Below are 17,969 nucleotides of genomic sequence, written 5' to 3'. Positions count from 1 at the left end.
GCCCTTAATGAAGAGCGTGGCGGGATGCCGCGCTCTTTCCTTGCCGCTCAACCCTCCTTTCCGAACGACCATTCAATGACCAAACGCATTCTCCTTGCGGCTCTTGCCGCGCTGCTCGTTGCCTTTCACCTGGGGCTGATCTTTTCCGGCCTGGTGCCGAACCTCGTCAGCAGGCCGCTGCATATGGCGCTGACCCTGCCGTGGCTTCTGATTTTCACACCTTCGAGCGGACTGAAACGCCTTTCCGGTCTGGTGCTGGCCGTGGCCGGGATCGCGGCGTGCCTTTGGGTGAGTTTGAACGAAGGGAGCCTTGCCGACCAATATGGTTTTCTCGAAGGTTCCGTGCAGACCGGGATCGCCGTCACGCTGCTCGTCGTCGTGCTCGAGACTGCCCGCCGTGCCATCGGCTGGGCGCTGCCGAGCGTCGCCGCGCTGACGCTGCTTTACGGACTGTTTGGCCAGTATATCCCCGGTGAGTTCGGCCATGCCGGAACGCCGCTTGCAAGTTTCCTCGGCACTTTAACGATCGCCGAGGGCGGGCTGTGGGGCAGCCTGACCGGCGTTTCGGTCGGCACGGTCGCGATCTTCGTGATTTTTGGCGCAGTGCTGAATGCGGGCGAGGCAGGGCGGGGTTTCATGAATATGGCGGCCGCTGCTGCCGGTCGGCTGAATGGCGGTGCGGGCAAGGTATCAGTGATTTCGTCGGCCCTGTTCGGCTCTATCTCCGGTTCGGCCTCGGCGAACGTGGCCTCCACCGGCGCCATCACCATCCCGGCGATGGTCCGGCTCGGCTATCCCAAGCGGCTGGCCGGCGCGATCGAAGCGGTGGCCTCCTCCGGGGGGCAGATCATGCCGCCGCTCATGGGGGCAGGGGCATTCGTCATGGTGGAACTCACGGGTACGCCCTACACCGGCATCATGGCTGCGGCGGTTCTACCAGCAATCCTCTATTTCCTCGCTGTATGGGTGGGCATAAATGCCTTCACCACGCGTTATTCCCTAAAAGGGTTGCCGATGGATGAGAAACCCGCGCCACGCGACGTGCTGGTCACATCGGCTTTCTTTCTGGTGCCGTTCTCCATCCTTTTGTGGGGAATGTTTGTGGCGCGCTACACACCGCAATATGCTGCGGCTATTGCAATTCTCGCCGGAGCGGTCCTGCTTCTGGTCGACGGCAAGATGCGCTTCAATCCGCGCGCGGCGCTGGGCCGGTTCGAGGATGCCCTCATCGGCGCGGCGCGGCAGGTGTCGCTTATCGCGGCGATCATCCTTTGCGCTTCGGTGATTATCGGCGTGCTTTCGATCACCGGGCTTGGCGTCAAGATCACCTCGCTGATCCTGTCGGGCGCGGGCGGCATGTTGTGGCCGTCATTGTTCCTTACCGCAGTAGCCTGTCTCATTCTCGGCATGGAAGTGCCGACCACGGCGGCTTATGTCATCTGCGTTTCCGTTGCCGGACCCGCACTGACGCAACTCGGGCTGGAGTCGCTTCAGGCGCATCTTTTCGTGTTCTGGTTCGCGCTCCTGTCGACCATTACGCCGCCCGTTTGCGGCGCGGTCTTCATTGCCGCCGGGATGGTGCGGGAGGATTGGTTGAAAGTGGCATTCACGGCGATGGCGCTCGGCATCGGGCTTTATCTGATCCCATTGGCGATGATCGCCAATCCAGACCTTCTGGCAATGGCGAAGGCGCCGGTGGCGGCATTTTTTGCCGCCGTCAAGGTGGCCGCCGGTCTGACTTGCGTTTCGTATGGCCTGATCGCTGTCTACCGGATGCCGGTGCGGGTTGCGCTCGTGGCGGCGGGCCTCGCCATCCTGTTCGTGCCGTTCGTTCCGCTGTAGGGGGTACGATAGCCTGCCCCGGGCAGATTTTTGCAAGAGGGCCTAAGCGACCATCTTCTCAAGGGCGTCGGCGACGGCATTCGTGGTTCGTTCGATGTGACTGCGGATAACATCGATGGCGCGCTCGACATCACGGTCGAGCGCCGCATCGAGCAAGGTGCGATGCTCCAGATGGATGTCGCGCGTGAAGACGGTCTTGACCCGGGAAAGCCTCCGGTAACGTTCGTGATGGCGGAACATCATCTCGCGCATACGCAGCACCCAGGTGGAAGGGCAGGCCGCGACCAGCGCTTCGTGGAAATCGTTGTTGAGCCTTTCCCACTCTTCCAGGCGGTCAGCGCCCTGCCTGTCGGACAATTCGATCCTTTCGAGCCGGTGATAGGTGGTGATCACCCGCTCTTCCCATTGTCGGTCGCCTTTGGGAATGGATTGCGACAATGCATCCGCCTCGAATATTTTCCGCAGATGTCCGATTTCCCGCGCATCGGCCACCGACATCGGCGCGACGACAAAGCCGCGTTGTCCCAGAAGGGTCACAAGATGCTCGCCGGAAAGGCGCGCCAGCGCCTCGCGCAACGGCCCGGCGCCAATATCGTAGCGGTCGCGCAGAAAATCTATCTTTAGTTTCAGATCAGGTGCCAACGCGCCGGAGACGATGTCCTCCCGCATGAGCCTGTAGGCCTTCTCCGCCTGGGTTTTCTCATCTCCCGCTTCCAAAACATCCTGCTGCGATTTCGACAATGGCCTTGATCCCTTGATGTTGATTTCCGATATTTATGACATTTCGAGAAAAATATCAATTTAGAATTTGACATAGCAATAATATCGATATTTTATCCGCTTCGGGAGGAATATCGATGCTGTTGACGCAAAATACCGATTCAGCAGGCAAAGCGGCTGCCACGGGCGGGGAGGTTTCCGCCGGCTGGCTCTGCGCCGTTAGCCGGAAGGTCGCGGCTGTCGAGGCGCGCGTCGCCGGCGGGCTTGTTTTCCTGATCTTTGTTCTGCTTCTCGCCAATGTGGTGTCCCGCACCGGCGGGGTGCCGCTGATATGGGTCGATGAACTTGCTGTTCTCCTGATGGCGTGGATCGCCTTCATCGGTGCGTCGGTGGGGCTCGCCTACCGTCAGCATATTGCCGTGACGCTGCTTCCCGATGCGCTGACGGCCACGGCGAGAAAGCGCCTTGCAATCCTGGTGGACCTGCTGCTGCTCGTCTTCTTCGCCGTTCTTTCCGTGCAGCTCTGGAGCTGGTTCGATCCCGTCGGTCTATGGCGGGCGGACTCTATCGAGACATACTCGATGACAAGCTTCAATTTCATCTATCAGGAGCCGACAGTGACGCTGGGAATGGCGAAGTTCTGGTTCTGGCTGGTCCTGCCGCTCTTTTGCGTGACGTCGGTCATTCATATCCTGGCATCGCTCGTGAGCGTCTGCCGGACACCGGTGAGGGATGCCGCATGATCGCCTCCGTCTCCTTCATCGGCTTGATTGCTGTCGGTATGCCCATCGCTTTTGCGCTTGCGACGCTTGCGATGATCTACATCTTCACGAGCGGAAACACGGTCCTGCTTCAGTCCTTCGGCCAGCAGATGTTCGGCGGGCTGGAAAACTATGGCCTGCTCGCGCTTCCGCTTTTCATCCTGCTCGGTGAATTCATGAATGCCGGGGGCATCGGTCGGCGGCTGATGGGGCTTGCGCTTGCGCTGCTCGGCCCGCTTCGCGGCGGTCTTGCCTATGTCAATCTGGTGGCCAACATGATGATGGCGTCCATACTGGGCTCGACCGTTGCCCAGATCACGATCATGTCGCGGCTGGCAGTACCCGAAATGGAGCGCAGCGGCTATCCACGGGATGTGTCGATGGCAATCACCGCGGCGGGCGGCTTGCTCGCGCCGATCATTCCGCCTTCGATGCTCTTCATCATTTTCGGTGTCATTGCCCAGATTCCGATCGGCGATCTCTTCGTTGCCGGGATCGTGCCTGGCGTCCTCATCTTCCTGGCTTTCGTGGGCGTCATCGTATGGCTCGGCCGCAAGCACGACTTTCCCACCACGCCGCCCATGCCGGCGAAGGCGCGCCTTGCCGCCGTCAAGGACGCGCTGCCAGCCGCGCTGATCCCGATTATCATTGTCGGTTCGATCCTCGGCGGTATCGCGACCCCGACGGAATCGGCCGCTGTCGCAAGCCTCGCCGCCATCCTCATCGGCATGTTCGTCTATCGCGAATTACAGCCGCGCGACATCCTTCCCGCCTTTGCCAATGCGGCCAAGGGAGCGGCCAGCGTCCTGTTTCTGATCGCTGCCGCCCAGGTGTTCAGCTGGGTCATTACCTTTGAAAACCTGCCGGCGCTTGTCGCCCAGTCGATGCAGGCGGTGACCGCATCGCCGACGATCTTTCTCCTGATGCTGTGCGCCATGCTGCTGGTCGTCGGAATGATCACCGACCCGATCCCGGCGATCATCCTGATCGTTCCGGTCTTCCTTCCGGTCGCCACCAAGGTCTATGGCATCGATCCATTCCATTTCGGCATTGTCGTTTGCCTCAATCTCACCCTCGGCCTCTTGACGCCGCCGGTTGGAACCGGCCTGTTCGTTGCCTCGCTGATGGGCAATGTTCGCGCTGAACGGCTGGCGGTTCTGTTGGTGCCGTTCTTTGCCGCCGTGCTTTTCGTTCTGCTTCTCCTGGTTTTCTTTCCGATGCTTTCCATCGGCCTCAAGGAGTTGCTGTGATGGCCGTTATCTGGATTTTGGGCGGTGGGGATGACGGCATGGCCGAATTCGATCCGCGCCCGGTTGATGACATCGCGGCGGAACGCGACGCGCGTCTCGCTGACCTCATTACGATGCTGAACAGCGAAACCGGCCCACATTCACGAGACATCCAAACGGGAGGAAACAAGGGATGAAAGCTGCAAAATTTCTGGCCGCCGTCACGGCCGTCGTCGCGGGTCTGCATTCGATGCCGGCCCTTGCCGAGCAATACCGGCTGGGCCTGATCACGCCGCCGCCGCATCAGTGGACGAAGAGCGCCGAGACTGTCGCGGCGCGCATCAAGGAGGAGACCGGAGGCCGGGTCGATATTTCGATCTTCCCGTCCGGCCAGCTCGGGAGCGAGGCGCAGATGCTGCAACAACTGCAGACGGGTGCCATCGATTTCGCCTTTCTGACGCTTGGCGAGTTCGCCAATCGCGATCCGAATTATGGCGTCTTCCTGGCGCCTTACCTCGTCAAGGACGCTGCCGGTGCGCAGAAGCTGCTCAAGGGGGCGGTCGCCGGGAAGCTCGTCTCCGGCCTCGACAAGTTCGCCCTGAAAGGCTTTGGCTGGGGGATGGCCGGTATGCGTGAGATCGTCATGCGCGGCAAGGTCGATACGGTTGCGGATCTTTCCGGCAAGAAAATCCGCACAGTGCCCTTCGCACAGGAGCTCTTCTTCTGGCAGCAGATTGGCGCGGCTCCCACGCCGATGCCGCTGCCAGCCCTCTACGATGCCTTCGCCAACGGTCAGGTCGACGGTATGCAGATCGACTTCGAAGGCACCTGGAACTCGAAATATTATGAACATGCAGGGGCCATTCTCGACTCCAATCATATGATGTTTCCGATGATAGCCGTCGGTTCGGCGCGCAAATGGCAAACGATTTCCGAGGCCGACCGCGCCGTCGTCGAGAGGGTGATGTCCGAAGAAACCGACAACATCGTTGGCGCCTATGCATCGATTGACAATGACTATCTGAAAAAGCTGAAGACGACCGCCGTCCCGGTCATTCAGGTCGACCGGAGCTTCTTCGGAGCAGCCGTCGACAAGTGGTATGAGGAATGGCGCAAGAAAACTCCGCTCCTGACCGAACTCGAAGCCGAAGCTGCCGCTCTTTGAGGGGGCACGCACAAGAAGGGCGCGCCCGTGTGGCGTGCCCTCCAGGGAGAACAGGATGACTGCATTTTATCGTGACCTCAGATACCTGCGTCTGCCGGTCGCCGATCTGACGGCGGCCGCATCTTTCGCGACCGGGATATTCGGCCTGGAGGAGGGCGACCGTGACGATAGCAATGTCCGGTTCCGGTCCGATGCCCGCAATTATGCGCTCTGCTACACGACCGGCGGCGAGGCGGCGGTCGCGCTGACGGTCGCCCGGTCGGAGGATCTGGACGCAGCCGAACAAAGGCTGGCCGAATGGTCGCCCATCCGTCTCGGAACCGATGAATGCAGGACAAGGCAGATCAAGAGCGGCCTTGCCGTTCGGGCGCCGAACGGTGTCATCATCGAACTCGTCTGGCGGCCGCTAACCTCCGGCTGGCGTTACCACGGCCCGCGTGATGCGGGGATCACCGGTTTTCAGGCGGTGCAACTGGCCTGCACCGATATTGCCGCCAACGAGGACTTCTGGACGCGGGGCATCGGCCTTGCCGTTTCCGACTGGATCGGGGACGCCGCTTTCCTGCGGCTTGACGAAGCGCATCACCGGATCGCGCTCTATCCGTCCGCCCGCGACGGTGTTCTTGGAGCAACCTGGGGCGTCGAGGGCATCAACAACGTCATGCAGGGCTGGTACTTCCTGCAATCGCATCAGGTGCCGGTGGCGCATGGCCCCGGTCGTCAGGCTGCTTCCGGCGCCGTCTTCGTAACGGCCAGGGGGCCTGGAGACATCTACTATTCCTACGCGGCGGAGATGGAGGAAGGGCCGCAGGTCGCTGCCCGTGGGCCGCGTCAATTTTCCGACACCGCCGGGTCGCATTGCGGCTGGGGGTCGCCATGCCTCGTACCGGAATTCCAGGGAGGAGACGAGCGATGATCGAACTCAAGGACGTTGTCTATTGCCGGCTTGGAACCACTGACCTAGCAGGCGCGGAATGGTTCGCGGTCAACATATTGGGGCTTGAAGTCTCCGAACGCAGGCGCAATTCCACCTATTTCAAATCGGATTCGCGCGAACATACGCTCTGTTATTTCGAGGGCGATCCGCAGGATCAGGTCACGGCCTTCCAGATAGGCTCGTCGGACGATCTCCAGCGCGCGGCGTCCACGCTGGAGGGCCTGGGTCATCGTGTTCATTACGGGACCGCTCAGGAATGCGACGCGCGCCATGTGCGCGAGTTCATCCGCTTCAACGACCCGACCGGCAACGGCATCGAGTTCGTCGTGCGTCCCGAAATGTCGGGCAGGCGCTATCACGGCACGCGTGACGCCGGTATTACCGGCTTTTCCCATGTGGGGCTCTGCACCACGGACGCCGAACGCGACGAAGCATTCTGGACGCAGGTCTGCAATGCCCGGGTTTCAGACCGCATTGGCGACGCCCCCTTGATGCGGCTTGGCACGATCCACCACTCGATCGCGCTCTTCCCTTATCACAAGGCAGGCATTCAGCACATCAACCACCAGGTGGAGAGTACGGACGATATTCAGCGCTCCTTCAGCCATGTGCGGGAAAACCAGGTCAACATCACCTTTGGCCCTGGCAGGCACCCGACATCCTCGGCACAGTTCCTCTATTTCACCGGGCCTGAGGGCATGACTTTCGAATATTCGACCGGAGTATGCGAAATCCATGACGAACCTTTATGGCGCGACCGGCAGTTCCACTTCGAACCCAAGGGCTTCTGCCATTGGGGCGCGAAGCCGAACATCGCCGCTTTCAAGGATTGAAGACATGGTGAACGATCCGGCAATCGCCGTGAGAATGGCGGCCCGCGCATTGGGACGGGCCGGGCTTGTGCACGCCTATGGTCACTGCTCGGCCCGCCTGGACGATGACAGTTTTCTCGTCTGCCCGCCAAGGCCGATGGGCCTCATCTTGCCCGGTGAACCCTGCACGACGGTGCCCGTCTCCGGTGCGCTACCGGCGGGCGTGCTCGGTGAAGTGCGTCTGCATCAGAAAATCTACGCCGCACGGCCCGCCGCAGGCGCCGTCATCCGCTTCATGTCGCCGAGCGTCATGGCGCTTGCCGCCCTCGGCCTGCGTCCGCAGATGCGCCATGGTTTCGGAACCTATTTTGCGCCGCAGGTCGGCTTTTGGGACGACATACAGCTCATTCGTGACGACGCTCGCGCTTCAGGCGTTGTTGACGCCATGGGCGAGAGCGCCGGTGTCTTGATGCGCGGCAATGGCGCTGTGGTTAGCGGCGGCTCGATCGAGGAGGCGCTGATGCTCGCCTGGTATCTCGAGGATATGTGCCGGATCGAGCTTGCAGCGCTTTCCGCTGGCAACGCGGCGTCGGCGCCGGTGGTCAGCGCCGCGGATGCGGCAGTGCGGGCGACGTTTGGTGGCGGAATTGTGGAACGGATGTGGGAGTACCTGACGGCAGGCGACCCCGAACGAAATTCCTGACCAAGCGGTCATGTGAAAGGACAAGACGTGACGACCTATCTGAATTTCATCGACGGCAATTTCGTTCGCGGCAGCGGCGAAGCCTACGCCAATCACTTTCCGAGCACCGGTGCGGTCATCGGCGAGATTTCCGCCGCGGGCAAATCCGAGGTCGATGCCGCCGTCGGAGCTGCCCGGGCGGCCCTCAAGGGGCCTTGGGGCCGGATGCCGGTTTCCGAACGTGTCGCGCTTCTGCGCAAGGTGGCAGACGGTATCAATGCGCGCTTCGAAGAGTTCCTGGCGGCCGAGATACGCGACACCGGGAAACCTCGCTCGATCGCTTCTCATATCGACATCCCGCGCGGCGCGGCCAATTTCAACGTCTTCGCCGACCAGATCCTGACCGCCTCGACGGAAAGCTTCGAAATGGCCACCCCGGACGGTGCCGGGGCGCTCAACTATGCGCTGAGGCTGCCCCGTGGCGTCATCGCTGTCGTGTGCCCGTGGAACTTGCCGCTTCTCCTGATGACGTGGAAGGTCGCTCCCGCGCTCGCCTGCGGCAACACGGTGGTGGTCAAGCCATCGGAGGAAACCCCGGCAACGGCGACGCTGCTCGGCGAGGTGATGAACGCGGCGGGAATCCCCCGGGGTGTCTATAACGTCGTCCACGGAACAGGGCCGGGAGCCGCAGGCGAGTTTCTGACGAGCCATCTGGATGTCGACGGCATCACCTTCACCGGCGAGACACGCACCGGCGAGGCGATCATGCGCGCTGCCGCCGGCGGCATTCGCCCGGTATCGCTGGAGCTTGGCGGCAAGAATGCTGGCATCATCTTCGATGATGCTGATCTCGACGCCACGCTGGAAGGGATCGGTCGCGCCTGTTTTGCCAATACCGGGCAGGTCTGCCTCGGTACGGAGCGGCTCTATGTCCAGCGCGGCATCTTCGAGCGGCTGGCGGAAGGATTGGCGCGCAAGGCCGGAAGCTACCGTTTCGGTGATCCCTTCGATCCGGCAACCACCATGGGGCCGCTGATCAGCGCTGAACACCGGCAGAAAGTGCTTTCCTATTACGAGAAGGCCAAGGCCGAAGGGGCGACGATCCTCGCTGGCGGCGGCGTGCCGGACCTCCAGGGCTACGAGGCTGGTTATTGGGTGGAACCGACCGTCTGGACCGGCCTGCCGCAACACGCGCCGGTGATCACCGACGAGATTTTCGGGCCGTGCACCCACATAACCCCCTTCGATACCGAAGAAGAAGGCGTCGCTCTGGCAAATGACAGTCCTTACGGGCTGGCCACCTCCATCTGGACGACGAACCTGTCGCGCGCGCACCGCGTTTCGCGGCAGATCGAGGTGGGCATTGCCTGGGTCAATTGCTGGTTCCTGCGCGACCTCAGAACCCCCTTTGGCGGCTCGAAAGCCTCCGGCATCGGCCGCGAAGGCGGAATCCATTCCCTCGAATTCTATACCGAGCTGCGCAACGTCTGCATCAAACTCTGAAAGGCTCTTGACGAATGTTGAACGAAGAACAGCGCGCCCGGTGTGTGGCGAGCCTGCTGGAAAGCCACCGCACCAAGGTTCAGGGGCCGCGCCCCTCGGAATTGTTTCCCGATATCGAGATTGCCGATTCCTATGCAATTTCCTCCGCCGTCGCGGATGCCAAGGTGAAAGCCGGGGCGAAGATCATCGGCCACAAGATCGGCCTGACCTCCAAGGCCATGCAGGCCGCATCCAGGATCGACGAACCGGACTATGGTTATATGTTCGACGATCTCGTGCTGTCGGACGGTGCCAAGGTCCGTTTCGAGGATTTCTGCGTGCCGCGCGTCGAGCCGGAGCTGACCTTCATCCTCAAGGAGCCGCTGAAGGGGCCGAATGTCGGTCTGGTCGACGTGCTGCGTGCGACCGAATGGGTGGTGCCGTCGATCGAGATCATCGACGCGCGGGTGACGGAACCGCGCAGGATTTTCGACACGGTCGCCGACAATGGCGCGGCGGCGGGGTTGGTTCTCGGCGGACGGCCGGTTCGGCCCGAGGATGTGGACCTGCGCTGGGCCGGCGCCATCTTCTACCGTAACTCCGAGATCGAGGAGACGGGCCTTGCCGCCGGTGTGCTGGGCCATCCGGCAATGGCGGTCGCCTGGCTTGCCAACAAGCTGGCGCCGTTCGGCGTCACGCTCGAACCCGGGCATATGTTGCTCTCCGGCAGCTTTACCCGGCCCGTATGGGCGAAAAAAGGCGATACGCTTCATGCTGATTTCGGGCCGCTCGGCTCGGTCGCCGTGCAGTTCGTTTGAGGGGGCGGGTCGATGCAAGCTCCCAGAAACGAATTCAAGCGGCGCCTTCTGGCCGGGGAAACCTTACATGGCCTCTGGATGTCGATCGCAAGCCCCCAGACTGCGGAAGCCCTGTCGCTCGTCGGGTTCGATTGGCTGCTGTTCGATACGGAGCATTCTCCGGTCGAGGTGGCTGGCGTTCAGCCGTTGCTTCAGGCTGCTGCCGCAGGCAAGTCGGCCGTTGTGGTTCGCCCCGCCTGGAACGACAAGGTTCTTCTCAAGCGCATCCTCGACATCGGCGCCCAGACGGTGCTCGTGCCTTTCGTGCAGACCCCTGAAGAAGCGGCGGCGGCGGTGGCCGCGACCCGATATCCACCGTCGGGCATTCGCGGTGTGGCCGGATCGACGCGTGCCAGCCGTTTCGGCCTGACGTCGGATTATTTCACGGTGGCGAATGAGGAGACATGCGTTCTGGTGCAGATCGAGACGCGCGAGGCGCTCGACCGGCTCGAGGCCATCGCCGCGGTCGACGGGGTCGATGGCGTCTTTGTCGGGCCTTCCGATCTGGCGGCTTCTCTCGGTCACCTCGGTAAACCGGGACATGCCGACGTCCAGGCGGCCCTGCAGCAGGCCGCGCAACGCATTCTGGCGGCGGGCAAGGTGCCCGGAATTCTGGCGACCAATGCCGCGGACGCCGTGCGATATCGGAACTGGGGCTACCGCTTCGTCGCAGGCGCTGTCGATCTCGGATTGTTGATCAAGGCGGCCCAAGGCGTCCTTGCGGACATGGCGCACACGTAGACAGATGCTCTGGCGCGGGGGCGATCCGGGACATGGTTTTCCGGTTCCGGGCGCCCTGCGATAAGGCTGCGGCAGGCGAAGAGCGGGTGGCCGCTCACCTGCCCCTCTTCGAACGCACGATCCTCAAAACGTTGCGGACCACTTCGTCCTGAAGCGGGCGCTGTTTTTCGATGTTGAAGTGGCCGATATCCTTGATGTCCGAAAAGTCGCGATTGTCGAGGTTACCGCGGAAGCGCGGCCCCGGCGTAAGCGGCAGTCCCCAGCCGTGCCGCTTGAAGTAGTAATTCACCACACGCCGGACATTGCCCGGCAGCGGATCGGGCGCGGTGGCGGCGAAGGTCGCCATGTAATCGACCCGAATTCCGTGTTTTTCCAGTCCCTCGGCAATGTCGATGACGGCATTGGCGCCGAGCGAATGGCCGATCAGGATGACCGGCGCTCGCGGATTTTTGCTGTGGTCGGCGAGTATCCGGTTCATCACGAAACGCCACGCCCGATGGCTGCTCACATGCGCATCGACGCCGCTGGCCTGCAATTTCTGGCCGATCTGGTCGATGCCGGCGGAGAAAATGTCGGCGAAACCACGCAGCAGATAGACATCGGCCTGAGACGATCTGCCGGATGCCGCGCGTTTGGGGGCGGCCTGGGCCGTGCCTTGCAGCAGGCCGAAGGCCGCTGCCGCGACCAGCAGCGAACGGCGCGTAAAGACCTTGGGAAAGGGCCTGTTCGTTCTTGAAACCATCTTCAATTACCAGGGTTTGGGGATAATGCGTCCTGTCCGGCTGGCATATTCGTCATAGGCGGCGCCAAATGTCTCCCGCATCATGGCTTCTTCATGGCCGATGCGGTAGAAATAGAGAATGCCGACGCCGACCAGCCCGGCCAGCCCTGCAAACCAGTTCGGCAGCAGGCAGAATTGCGCGATCGCCCACAGCCAGAACGACAGATACATGGGGTGACGCACATAGCGGTAAAGCCCTTCCGTCACCAGCTTGTGTTCGCTGCGGATTTCCAGCGAGACGGACCAGTTCTTGCCGAGCTGGCGATGGCTTGCATGAAAAAGCCAGAGAAAAGCCAGTTCGACGACGAGCCCGATCCAGCCCAGCCATGGCTGGAAAGCATAGTCGGCAAAGGCCGGAAACCCCGTCGCGACATAGACGATCGGCACAAGCGACAGGCTGAGCGTCGCAATGCCCAGCGCCAGCCGGTCGCCGATGGTCCGGGCGTCGCTTGCAACCTGGACCTTGCGCGCGCGCCGCCTGTGCGGCACCCGGATAACCACCCAGGCAACAAGCCCGATGCCCCAGATGATGGCAGCCAGTGTCGGTGTCATTCAGAAAGATTTCCCTCGTTTGGCAAAGCGCCGACGATACGGTCCCGGGTGCGTGCGACAAGCGATGTCGGCCCGCAGCAGACCTGAAAGAAATCGTACCAATAGGGCTTCGTATTTCCAAATACATATTGATAGTGCATACGGAAAAGGCTGCGCTTCACGCGCTTGTAGGTTTCCGGTTGCAGCATGTCTTTTATCCGAACCGTGCGCGCGAGCGGAAAGACCCGCTCGGCCTCGCGCGTCAGGCCCATCTCGGTCACGGGATCGGTCTTGTAGAAATTGATCGCATCGGTGAGACACTGGATTTCGACCCATTCGAGCTTTCCATCGTCCACCAGACGCTGCACGCCCTGCCGGAAACCGGCGCTCGCCGGATGATAACCGGCCTTGAGGGCGGTCGATCCGAGCGTAAGCAGGGCGGTCTTTTCGGCGTGTCCGCTGAAGGCCGGATCGATGGCCAGACAGCGCGCCGCGACGTCGAGCATCAACATGCCGCCGGTGCTGTGCCCGATCAGGATCACCTCGTCATATTGCCGGGCGCGCACTTTTTCGACGATTCCGGCGGCAAAGCGCTGCATCTGCGATGCGGCGTCCGGGCGCCATCCGCGAATGAAATAGAGCGAGAACGACCACAGGTCCATCAGGTGGTTGGTCGACCATCTCCTGCCCAGCGTGGCAAGTGCGGTGAAAAAGACCGCGAGCGCGACAAGCCAGCCTGCCCAGTCCGGCGCGCCCAGCCACTCAACGGCCAGCCGCGCCGCCGCATGACCGGCGGCTGCAAACAGCGCAAGCACCAGAAATGGATAGAGAAAATAAAGCCCGAACCGCCATGCCCTGGCGAAAAAGCGGAAGGCCGTTCCCGTTACGATGAAATCGCCGAAAGCGACGAGATATTTCGCAAGCCGCATTGGGAGCGGGCGGTCGAAATCCGCCAGAACGATCCTGTCCAGCACGAGGAAATTGAAGTCCGTCTCGGTCTTCCAGCCTTCCTGTTCGCAATGGCTGTTGATGCGGACCGAGCCGATTTCACATTCGGGATCGGTATCGATGGGCGAAACGCTGGAACGCACATTCCACAGCGCTTCGAAACGTTTGATCTCTCTGTTCAGCCGACCGAAAAACGCCTCCGGCGTTTTCGGGTCGTAGCCGCCAATGAAAAAAACGGCGCGTCGCCGGATCAGTTGGTCCATGCTCAAATCGTAATTTGACGTCCCGGCATTGTCGAGATCGTCGCCCCCTTCGCCCAACAAATTTGTTTGAACGGTCGGTGCCGGGGTCTAACTCCATTAGAAGAACGACCCTGACGGTCAGATGGATTCCCACTAGACAGCGATACTCTTGCCATCTAGCTTATCGCTTTGGCAAGCCTGAAAAATCACATCAGAATTCAGGCCTTCTGCATCGCCTATCGCAACGAGTTGCGATTCTGGCCAGTTCTTCAGCCCTAAAATTCATCGTAATCTCATCGCGCAAGTGGAAGGAACTTCTATGGTTGACGCCCAATGCGCCTGCGGCGCGCTTAGACTGACGTTTCGTGAACCGCCACAGTTAACCGCACTGTGCCACTGTCTCGCTTGTCAACGAAGAACTGGCGCACCATTCAGCGCCAATGCCTTCTATGCCGCCGAGTGTGTCGAAATATCCGGAACAGTTACAGAGTTCGGTCGTATCGGCGAAAGCGGCCGTAAGGTCCGCATGTATTTCTGCCCCACTTGCGGGTCGACCGTCTATTGGAAGGCCGATGCTTCGCCGTCCTGGATCGGGGTTGCGGTCGGTTCGTTTGCCGATCCGGCGTTCGCGCCACCTACCATGTCAGTATTCGAGCAATCAAAACATGATTGGGTGCAGCTTGACGAAGCGGTCGCGTCTTTCCAAGGTTCCCCTGCCGATCGAGGGTAATGCCAAAGCTCAATGAGCGGAACTCATCGAGCTTTGATCAAGCCCGTGCGGCGGTTGAGCCTTTTCAAGGCTTGGATAGCGTCAGCATCGGAACCGCCTTGATATAAGGGGCTGGTCGCATCCGCCATCGCCCTCACCCTGAGGTGCGAAGCGCAGCGAAGCCTCGAAGGGCGAGGTTCGGTATAAGCTCCCTCGCCCTTCGAGACGCCGCCTTCGGCGGCTCCTCAGGATGAGGGAGTGACGAGACCCTAGAGCATTTCCAGCAAAAGTGCGAAGCGGTTTTGCGTAGGATAATGCGTAAAAACAAATAGTTAGAGCGGTTCCAACGGTTCAGTCAAAACAGGAACCGCTTTAGCTGGAGTGTCAAAAACAAAAGGCTGCGCGGGAACCCGGCGCGGCCTTTTCATGAACGGTAAGAGCCTGAATAAAAAAGCGGCATGTGTGTGCGAAAATGGCGATTTTCGAGTACTGGAGCTTGAATGGTACCTAAACATAGATAAGTGCCGGAATGCAGCAAATCGCCATTTGCGACCGCTCATGGTGACTTCTGAAACAGGCTCGGGGGCCTTTCCTACCGCACCGTGATCAGTCCGCGTCTGATCGCCTCCCGCGTTGCTTCCGCGCGCGAGGAGACGCTGAGTTTCTGATAGACGGCCTTGACGTAATCGCTCACCGTGTGCTCGGAAAGGCCAAGTTTACGGGCGATTTCGCCGTTCTTGAACCCCGCGCCGATTTCCGCCAGCACTTCCGTCTCGCGGCGCGAAAGATGGATGAACTCGCCTTCCGGTTCCGCAACGGGAGGTTTCGCCGACATGGCCTTGATTCGCGCCACCAGATCGAGCTTGGCCCTGATGGTCAGTATCAGGACGTCGAAATCGATGGGCTTGGTGAGATAGTCGTCTGCGCCGCTTTCGCGGCCTTCCAGCTCGTGGCTGCGATCGGCGAGCGCGGTGAGAAACAGGAACGGCGTTCCGCCAAGGTCGGGACGGGTGCCGCGCACCTGTTCCAGAAATTGCAGCCCGTTGGTTCCGGGCATCAATATATCGCAGATGATGAGGTCGGGCACTGTCTTGTCCAGCACCCGCATCGCATCGGCGGCATTGGCCGCACCGATGGCGCGGAAACCCGACGTGCGCAGTTCATCGATCAGTTCTTCCAATATGTGGGCCTCGTCCTCGATGCAGAGAACGGTCGGCGTCTGGGGGAGGGCAGGCAGTCGCATTCCGGGCCACCTTTGGTAGGGACAGGGTGAACAAACTACCTTCACCTTCGGTCGAAGTGAAGGTCAAAGAGCCGCCATGAAGTTCGGCAAGCGCATATGACAGGCTGAGACCGAGACCTGTGCCGGCCATATGGGATGTATTCCCGGCGCGGAAGAAGCGGGTGAAGATACGGTCCGCATCGGCCGCCGGGATGCCGATGCCGTAATCGCGCACCATACATCTGAATTCGTTCTCGTCCTCCTGCGTTGTTACTTCGACGGGCTTGTCGGCAGAAGAGTATTTTGCGGCATTATTGAGCAGATTGACAAGAATCTGCTCTATCAGAATGCCGTCGCAATAGCAAAATTCACTGCTTTCCTGAATATTCGTTATCAGTTCCTGCTCCGGGTGCAGTTCCCGATGGTAAATGCAGGTATTGGCGACCAGTTCCGCGAAATTGACCGGCTGGCGATTGATCTGGAAGCCGTTTTCGTCGAGCCGTTCCGCATTGGCGGTGCTTTCCAGGAGCAGGATCAGGCGGCGGCTGGCGCTGCGCATCCGCTTGGCCTTGTCTATGATGATTTCGGGCGTGAATTCATCGGCGCGGCGGATGAAACGCTGGGCGATGATGTCGATGATCGAGACGGGCGTGCGGAACTGGTGCGAAACGGTGGTGATGAAGCTCTTGTAAAGCTCCTTCGATTTGCGCTCGTTTTCCAGCGCCTCGCGCAGGGCGGCGGTGCGGTCGGCGACGGTATGTTCCAGTTGTTCCTTGTATTCCTGAAGTTCCCGGTTGGCGCGCTCGGCCTTGCGCATGTTGGAGAAGACCTGCCAGGACAGGATCGCCCCGGTCGCCATGATGCCGAGCACGGCGAACATGATGAGATAGATCGTTTGCAATTGCTGGTCGCGCTGGGTGCCGCTGCGATCCCGCTCCAGTATCACCGCTTCGCTGGCGAGCTTGGACAGTTCCTCGCGCATGGTCACGAGCGCTTCATAGATCGCCACAGGGTCGAACCTGTCGGGCGCGGCGTCGATCATTTTCTCGATTGCCGGCAGGCGGTCGGCATTGCGCCGGATCGTTTCGCCGCCGCCCGGAATGGCGGCGAAATATTTTCTCTGCGGCGCGTCGGCCAGCAGGGAAAAGCGGCTGTAGAGCACATCGAGGCGCAATTGCAGCTCGGATGTGCTGCCATTGCCGCTCTGGAATGTCAGCGCGGTTTCCCCCAGCCTGCCGGCGTCACGCTCGGTCTGGGAAATGGCCCAGACCATGTTTTCTCCGACGAAGGTGGCGAGCGATTTCTGGATTTCCAGAAGTTGCGCGAAGGCATAGGCGAGCAGGGCCGCAAAACCCGCCATGACCAGACCGGACAGTATATAGCCGCGCTTCAGCTTCATTTGACTTCGATCTGCTTGAGTTGCCACGCCCAGCGGTGGGCATAACGCAAATCGTCCAGTTCCTCATGCTGGTCGCGCGGATAGACGATCCAGTAAGGCCCCTTGTCGCGCCGGTTCAGTACTTTGCCGTTCATCCTGTGAGCCAGGAGCACATCGTACTTAAATGCATCGAGCAAGGGTATCTCGACGCTGTAGTCGTTGAGCGCGGAGACGGTAATCTGCCGGTCGCCGATGTGCCTGCCGTCGATGCCGACGGTTGCGAGCACATCGCGCAGCAGAACGCCGTCGAAACTCTGCGGTCCTTCCGTCCAGGCGGTGCTGGTCTGGAGCCTGCTCTGCGGCAGTCTGGCAAAATCGTCCCTGGTCAGCACGCGCCTGTTGCCGTTCGGTCCGATGACGGTCAATGTCGTGGCCGGTTCCGCATGTGACGGGACGGTCGAGGCCAGTGTCTGGGTGAGGACCAATAGCGCGATCAGGGTCACGGGCGCGAGAAGACGCCGGAAAGCGATCATCCAGTTTGCGCGTGACCATTTTGCGCGTGACACAAGGGGTTCTCCAGAAACGATCATTGCAATGCGTATCAGTTTAGGGGCTGAGGCTCATCCTGAAAACCATCAAACGGATTCAAAGCCATTATTCGCCAAGGCTTCTTCTCACGATTCTTGAATCATTCCAAACCGCAAATGGAATTATGCCGCGTCGATGTGCAAAAAGTGATGAAAAGGCGCCCTTTTGAAACAATAAAGGCCAAGCAGAATGGGTCATATCATCTGATCTATACGGTATGCTGTAAACTATTACAGTTTTGGCGAACATTTGTTTATTTCTATTCTATCCCCCTGAACGGGGGAATTGTCTTTCCTTGATCGAACGTTCACTAAATAAGCGTCAGCCTTATTGGGCTTAGGA

The 17,969-nt window shown here is 60.6% G+C and carries 19 protein-coding genes; 12 read left to right on the top strand and 7 right to left on the bottom strand.

Annotated features, from left to right (window positions below):
* Positions 1-75: 75 nt before the first annotated feature.
* Positions 76-1,842 carry a TRAP transporter permease gene (locus FHS76_RS09700; protein ID WP_183651353.1) on the top strand — a complete coding sequence of 589 codons (1,767 nt, stop codon included), beginning with the start codon at positions 76-78 and terminating at the stop codon, positions 1,840-1,842.
* Between the two features lie 42 nt (positions 1,843-1,884).
* On the opposite strand, the gene FHS76_RS09695 is transcribed toward FHS76_RS09700, so the two are convergent.
* Positions 1,885-2,583, bottom strand: a complete 699-nt coding sequence (locus FHS76_RS09695; protein WP_235992623.1) for an FCD domain-containing protein — start codon at positions 2,581-2,583, stop codon at positions 1,885-1,887.
* A gap of 116 nt (positions 2,584-2,699) precedes the next feature.
* On the opposite strand from FHS76_RS09695, the gene FHS76_RS09690 reads away from it, so the two are divergent.
* The 10 genes from FHS76_RS09690 to FHS76_RS09645 are packed head-to-tail and all read left to right on the top strand — an operon-like array spanning position 2,700 to position 11,228.
* Positions 2,700-3,305 carry a TRAP transporter small permease gene (locus FHS76_RS09690; protein WP_183651350.1) on the top strand — a complete coding sequence of 202 codons (606 nt, stop codon included), beginning with the start codon at positions 2,700-2,702 and terminating at the stop codon, positions 3,303-3,305.
* Positions 3,302-4,573: a TRAP transporter large permease gene (locus FHS76_RS09685; RefSeq protein WP_183651348.1), complete on the top strand. Its 1,272-nt coding sequence runs from the start codon at positions 3,302-3,304 to the stop codon at positions 4,571-4,573. Before FHS76_RS09690 ends, FHS76_RS09685 begins: the two co-directional genes overlap by 4 nt.
* The gene (locus tag FHS76_RS09680; RefSeq protein WP_183651343.1) at positions 4,573-4,749 is read left to right on the top strand and encodes a hypothetical protein; all 177 of its coding nucleotides are present in this window, start codon (positions 4,573-4,575) and stop codon (positions 4,747-4,749) included. Before FHS76_RS09685 ends, FHS76_RS09680 begins: the two co-directional genes overlap by 1 nt.
* Complete coding sequence (locus FHS76_RS09675; protein WP_183651340.1) at positions 4,746-5,717, top strand: TRAP transporter substrate-binding protein; 972 nt, start codon at positions 4,746-4,748, stop codon at positions 5,715-5,717. The genes FHS76_RS09680 and FHS76_RS09675 overlap by 4 nt, the downstream gene beginning before the upstream one ends.
* Positions 5,718-5,772: 55 nt before the next feature.
* Positions 5,773-6,633 carry a VOC family protein gene (locus FHS76_RS09670; RefSeq protein WP_183651336.1) on the top strand — a complete coding sequence of 287 codons (861 nt, stop codon included), beginning with the start codon at positions 5,773-5,775 and terminating at the stop codon, positions 6,631-6,633.
* The gene (locus tag FHS76_RS09665; RefSeq protein WP_183651334.1) at positions 6,630-7,487 is read left to right on the top strand and encodes a VOC family protein; all 858 of its coding nucleotides are present in this window, start codon (positions 6,630-6,632) and stop codon (positions 7,485-7,487) included. Before FHS76_RS09670 ends, FHS76_RS09665 begins: the two co-directional genes overlap by 4 nt.
* A gap of 4 nt (positions 7,488-7,491) precedes the next feature.
* Complete coding sequence (locus tag FHS76_RS09660; protein WP_183651332.1) at positions 7,492-8,169, top strand: class II aldolase/adducin family protein; 678 nt, start codon at positions 7,492-7,494, stop codon at positions 8,167-8,169.
* Positions 8,170-8,196: 27 nt separating this feature from the next.
* On the top strand, positions 8,197-9,651 hold the full coding sequence (locus FHS76_RS09655) for a 2-hydroxymuconic semialdehyde dehydrogenase (RefSeq protein ID WP_183651330.1): 1,455 nt from the start codon (positions 8,197-8,199) through the stop codon (positions 9,649-9,651).
* Positions 9,652-9,665: 14 nt separating this feature from the next.
* Positions 9,666-10,448 (top strand): fumarylacetoacetate hydrolase family protein, encoded by a 783-nt coding sequence (locus tag FHS76_RS09650; protein WP_183651328.1) that lies wholly within the window; start codon positions 9,666-9,668, stop codon positions 10,446-10,448.
* A gap of 12 nt (positions 10,449-10,460) precedes the next feature.
* Positions 10,461-11,228, top strand: coding sequence for an HpcH/HpaI aldolase family protein (locus FHS76_RS09645; RefSeq protein ID WP_183651326.1), 768 nt, complete (start codon positions 10,461-10,463; stop codon positions 11,226-11,228).
* A gap of 94 nt (positions 11,229-11,322) precedes the next feature.
* Here FHS76_RS09645 and FHS76_RS09640 read toward each other — a convergent pair whose 3' ends face one another.
* The 3 genes from FHS76_RS09640 to FHS76_RS09630 are packed head-to-tail and all read right to left on the bottom strand — an operon-like array spanning position 11,323 to position 13,751.
* Positions 11,323-11,970, bottom strand: a complete 648-nt coding sequence (locus tag FHS76_RS09640) for an alpha/beta fold hydrolase (protein ID WP_183651324.1) — start codon at positions 11,968-11,970, stop codon at positions 11,323-11,325.
* A 6-nt stretch (positions 11,971-11,976) separates the two neighbouring features.
* Positions 11,977-12,561 carry a protein-S-isoprenylcysteine O-methyltransferase gene (locus FHS76_RS09635; RefSeq protein ID WP_183651322.1) on the bottom strand — a complete coding sequence of 195 codons (585 nt, stop codon included), beginning with the start codon at positions 12,559-12,561 and terminating at the stop codon, positions 11,977-11,979.
* Positions 12,558-13,751 (bottom strand): alpha/beta fold hydrolase, encoded by a 1,194-nt coding sequence (locus tag FHS76_RS09630; protein WP_183651320.1) that lies wholly within the window; start codon positions 13,749-13,751, stop codon positions 12,558-12,560. Before FHS76_RS09630 ends, FHS76_RS09635 begins: the two co-directional genes overlap by 4 nt.
* A gap of 298 nt (positions 13,752-14,049) precedes the next feature.
* On the opposite strand from FHS76_RS09630, the gene FHS76_RS09625 reads away from it, so the two are divergent.
* Positions 14,050-14,460 carry a GFA family protein gene (locus FHS76_RS09625; RefSeq protein WP_183651317.1) on the top strand — a complete coding sequence of 137 codons (411 nt, stop codon included), beginning with the start codon at positions 14,050-14,052 and terminating at the stop codon, positions 14,458-14,460.
* Positions 14,461-15,031: 571 nt separating this feature from the next.
* On the opposite strand, the gene FHS76_RS09620 is transcribed toward FHS76_RS09625, so the two are convergent.
* From FHS76_RS09620 to FHS76_RS09610, 3 genes are read right to left on the bottom strand one after another with little or no spacing between them, the layout of a single operon-like run.
* Complete coding sequence (locus FHS76_RS09620) at positions 15,032-15,682, bottom strand: response regulator transcription factor (RefSeq protein WP_183651315.1); 651 nt, start codon at positions 15,680-15,682, stop codon at positions 15,032-15,034.
* Positions 15,600-17,060 (bottom strand): sensor histidine kinase, encoded by a 1,461-nt coding sequence (locus FHS76_RS09615; protein WP_183651314.1) that lies wholly within the window; start codon positions 17,058-17,060, stop codon positions 15,600-15,602. Before FHS76_RS09615 ends, FHS76_RS09620 begins: the two co-directional genes overlap by 83 nt.
* Positions 17,057-17,605: a molybdopterin-dependent oxidoreductase gene (locus FHS76_RS09610; protein ID WP_328700465.1), complete on the bottom strand. Its 549-nt coding sequence runs from the start codon at positions 17,603-17,605 to the stop codon at positions 17,057-17,059. Before FHS76_RS09610 ends, FHS76_RS09615 begins: the two co-directional genes overlap by 4 nt.
* Positions 17,606-17,969 lie beyond the last annotated feature (364 nt).

This window comes from Brucella daejeonensis (assembly GCF_014199265.1).
GTDB classification, from domain to species: domain Bacteria; phylum Pseudomonadota; class Alphaproteobacteria; order Rhizobiales; family Rhizobiaceae; genus Brucella; species Brucella daejeonensis.
Note: the sequence above shows the minus strand (reverse complement) of the source record. Positions and strands in the feature narration are given on the sequence as shown.

Bases quoted from the DNA above. Each gene is read 5' to 3' on its own strand.
- FHS76_RS09700 (WP_183651353.1), top strand. From the start codon at position 76: ATGACCAAACGCATTCTCCTTGCGGCTCTTGCCGCGCTGCTCGTTGCC.
- FHS76_RS09690 (WP_183651350.1), top strand. From the start codon at position 2,700: ATGCTGTTGACGCAAAATACCGATTCAGCAGGCAAAGCGGCTGCCACG.
- FHS76_RS09685 (WP_183651348.1), top strand. From the start codon at position 3,302: ATGATCGCCTCCGTCTCCTTCATCGGCTTGATTGCTGTCGGTATGCCC.
- FHS76_RS09680 (WP_183651343.1), top strand. From the start codon at position 4,573: ATGGCCGTTATCTGGATTTTGGGCGGTGGGGATGACGGCATGGCCGAA.
- FHS76_RS09675 (WP_183651340.1), top strand. From the start codon at position 4,746: ATGAAAGCTGCAAAATTTCTGGCCGCCGTCACGGCCGTCGTCGCGGGT.
- FHS76_RS09670 (WP_183651336.1), top strand. From the start codon at position 5,773: ATGACTGCATTTTATCGTGACCTCAGATACCTGCGTCTGCCGGTCGCC.
- FHS76_RS09665 (WP_183651334.1), top strand. From the start codon at position 6,630: ATGATCGAACTCAAGGACGTTGTCTATTGCCGGCTTGGAACCACTGAC.
- FHS76_RS09660 (WP_183651332.1), top strand. From the start codon at position 7,492: ATGGTGAACGATCCGGCAATCGCCGTGAGAATGGCGGCCCGCGCATTG.
- FHS76_RS09650 (WP_183651328.1), top strand. From the start codon at position 9,666: ATGTTGAACGAAGAACAGCGCGCCCGGTGTGTGGCGAGCCTGCTGGAA.
- FHS76_RS09645 (WP_183651326.1), top strand. From the start codon at position 10,461: ATGCAAGCTCCCAGAAACGAATTCAAGCGGCGCCTTCTGGCCGGGGAA.
- FHS76_RS09640 (WP_183651324.1), bottom strand. From the start codon at position 11,970: ATGGTTTCAAGAACGAACAGGCCCTTTCCCAAGGTCTTTACGCGCCGT.
- FHS76_RS09635 (WP_183651322.1), bottom strand. From the start codon at position 12,561: ATGACACCGACACTGGCTGCCATCATCTGGGGCATCGGGCTTGTTGCC.
- FHS76_RS09630 (WP_183651320.1), bottom strand. From the start codon at position 13,751: ATGGACCAACTGATCCGGCGACGCGCCGTTTTTTTCATTGGCGGCTAC.
- FHS76_RS09625 (WP_183651317.1), top strand. From the start codon at position 14,050: ATGGTTGACGCCCAATGCGCCTGCGGCGCGCTTAGACTGACGTTTCGT.
- FHS76_RS09620 (WP_183651315.1), bottom strand. From the start codon at position 15,682: ATGCGACTGCCTGCCCTCCCCCAGACGCCGACCGTTCTCTGCATCGAG.
- FHS76_RS09615 (WP_183651314.1), bottom strand. From the start codon at position 17,060: ATGAAGCTGAAGCGCGGCTATATACTGTCCGGTCTGGTCATGGCGGGT.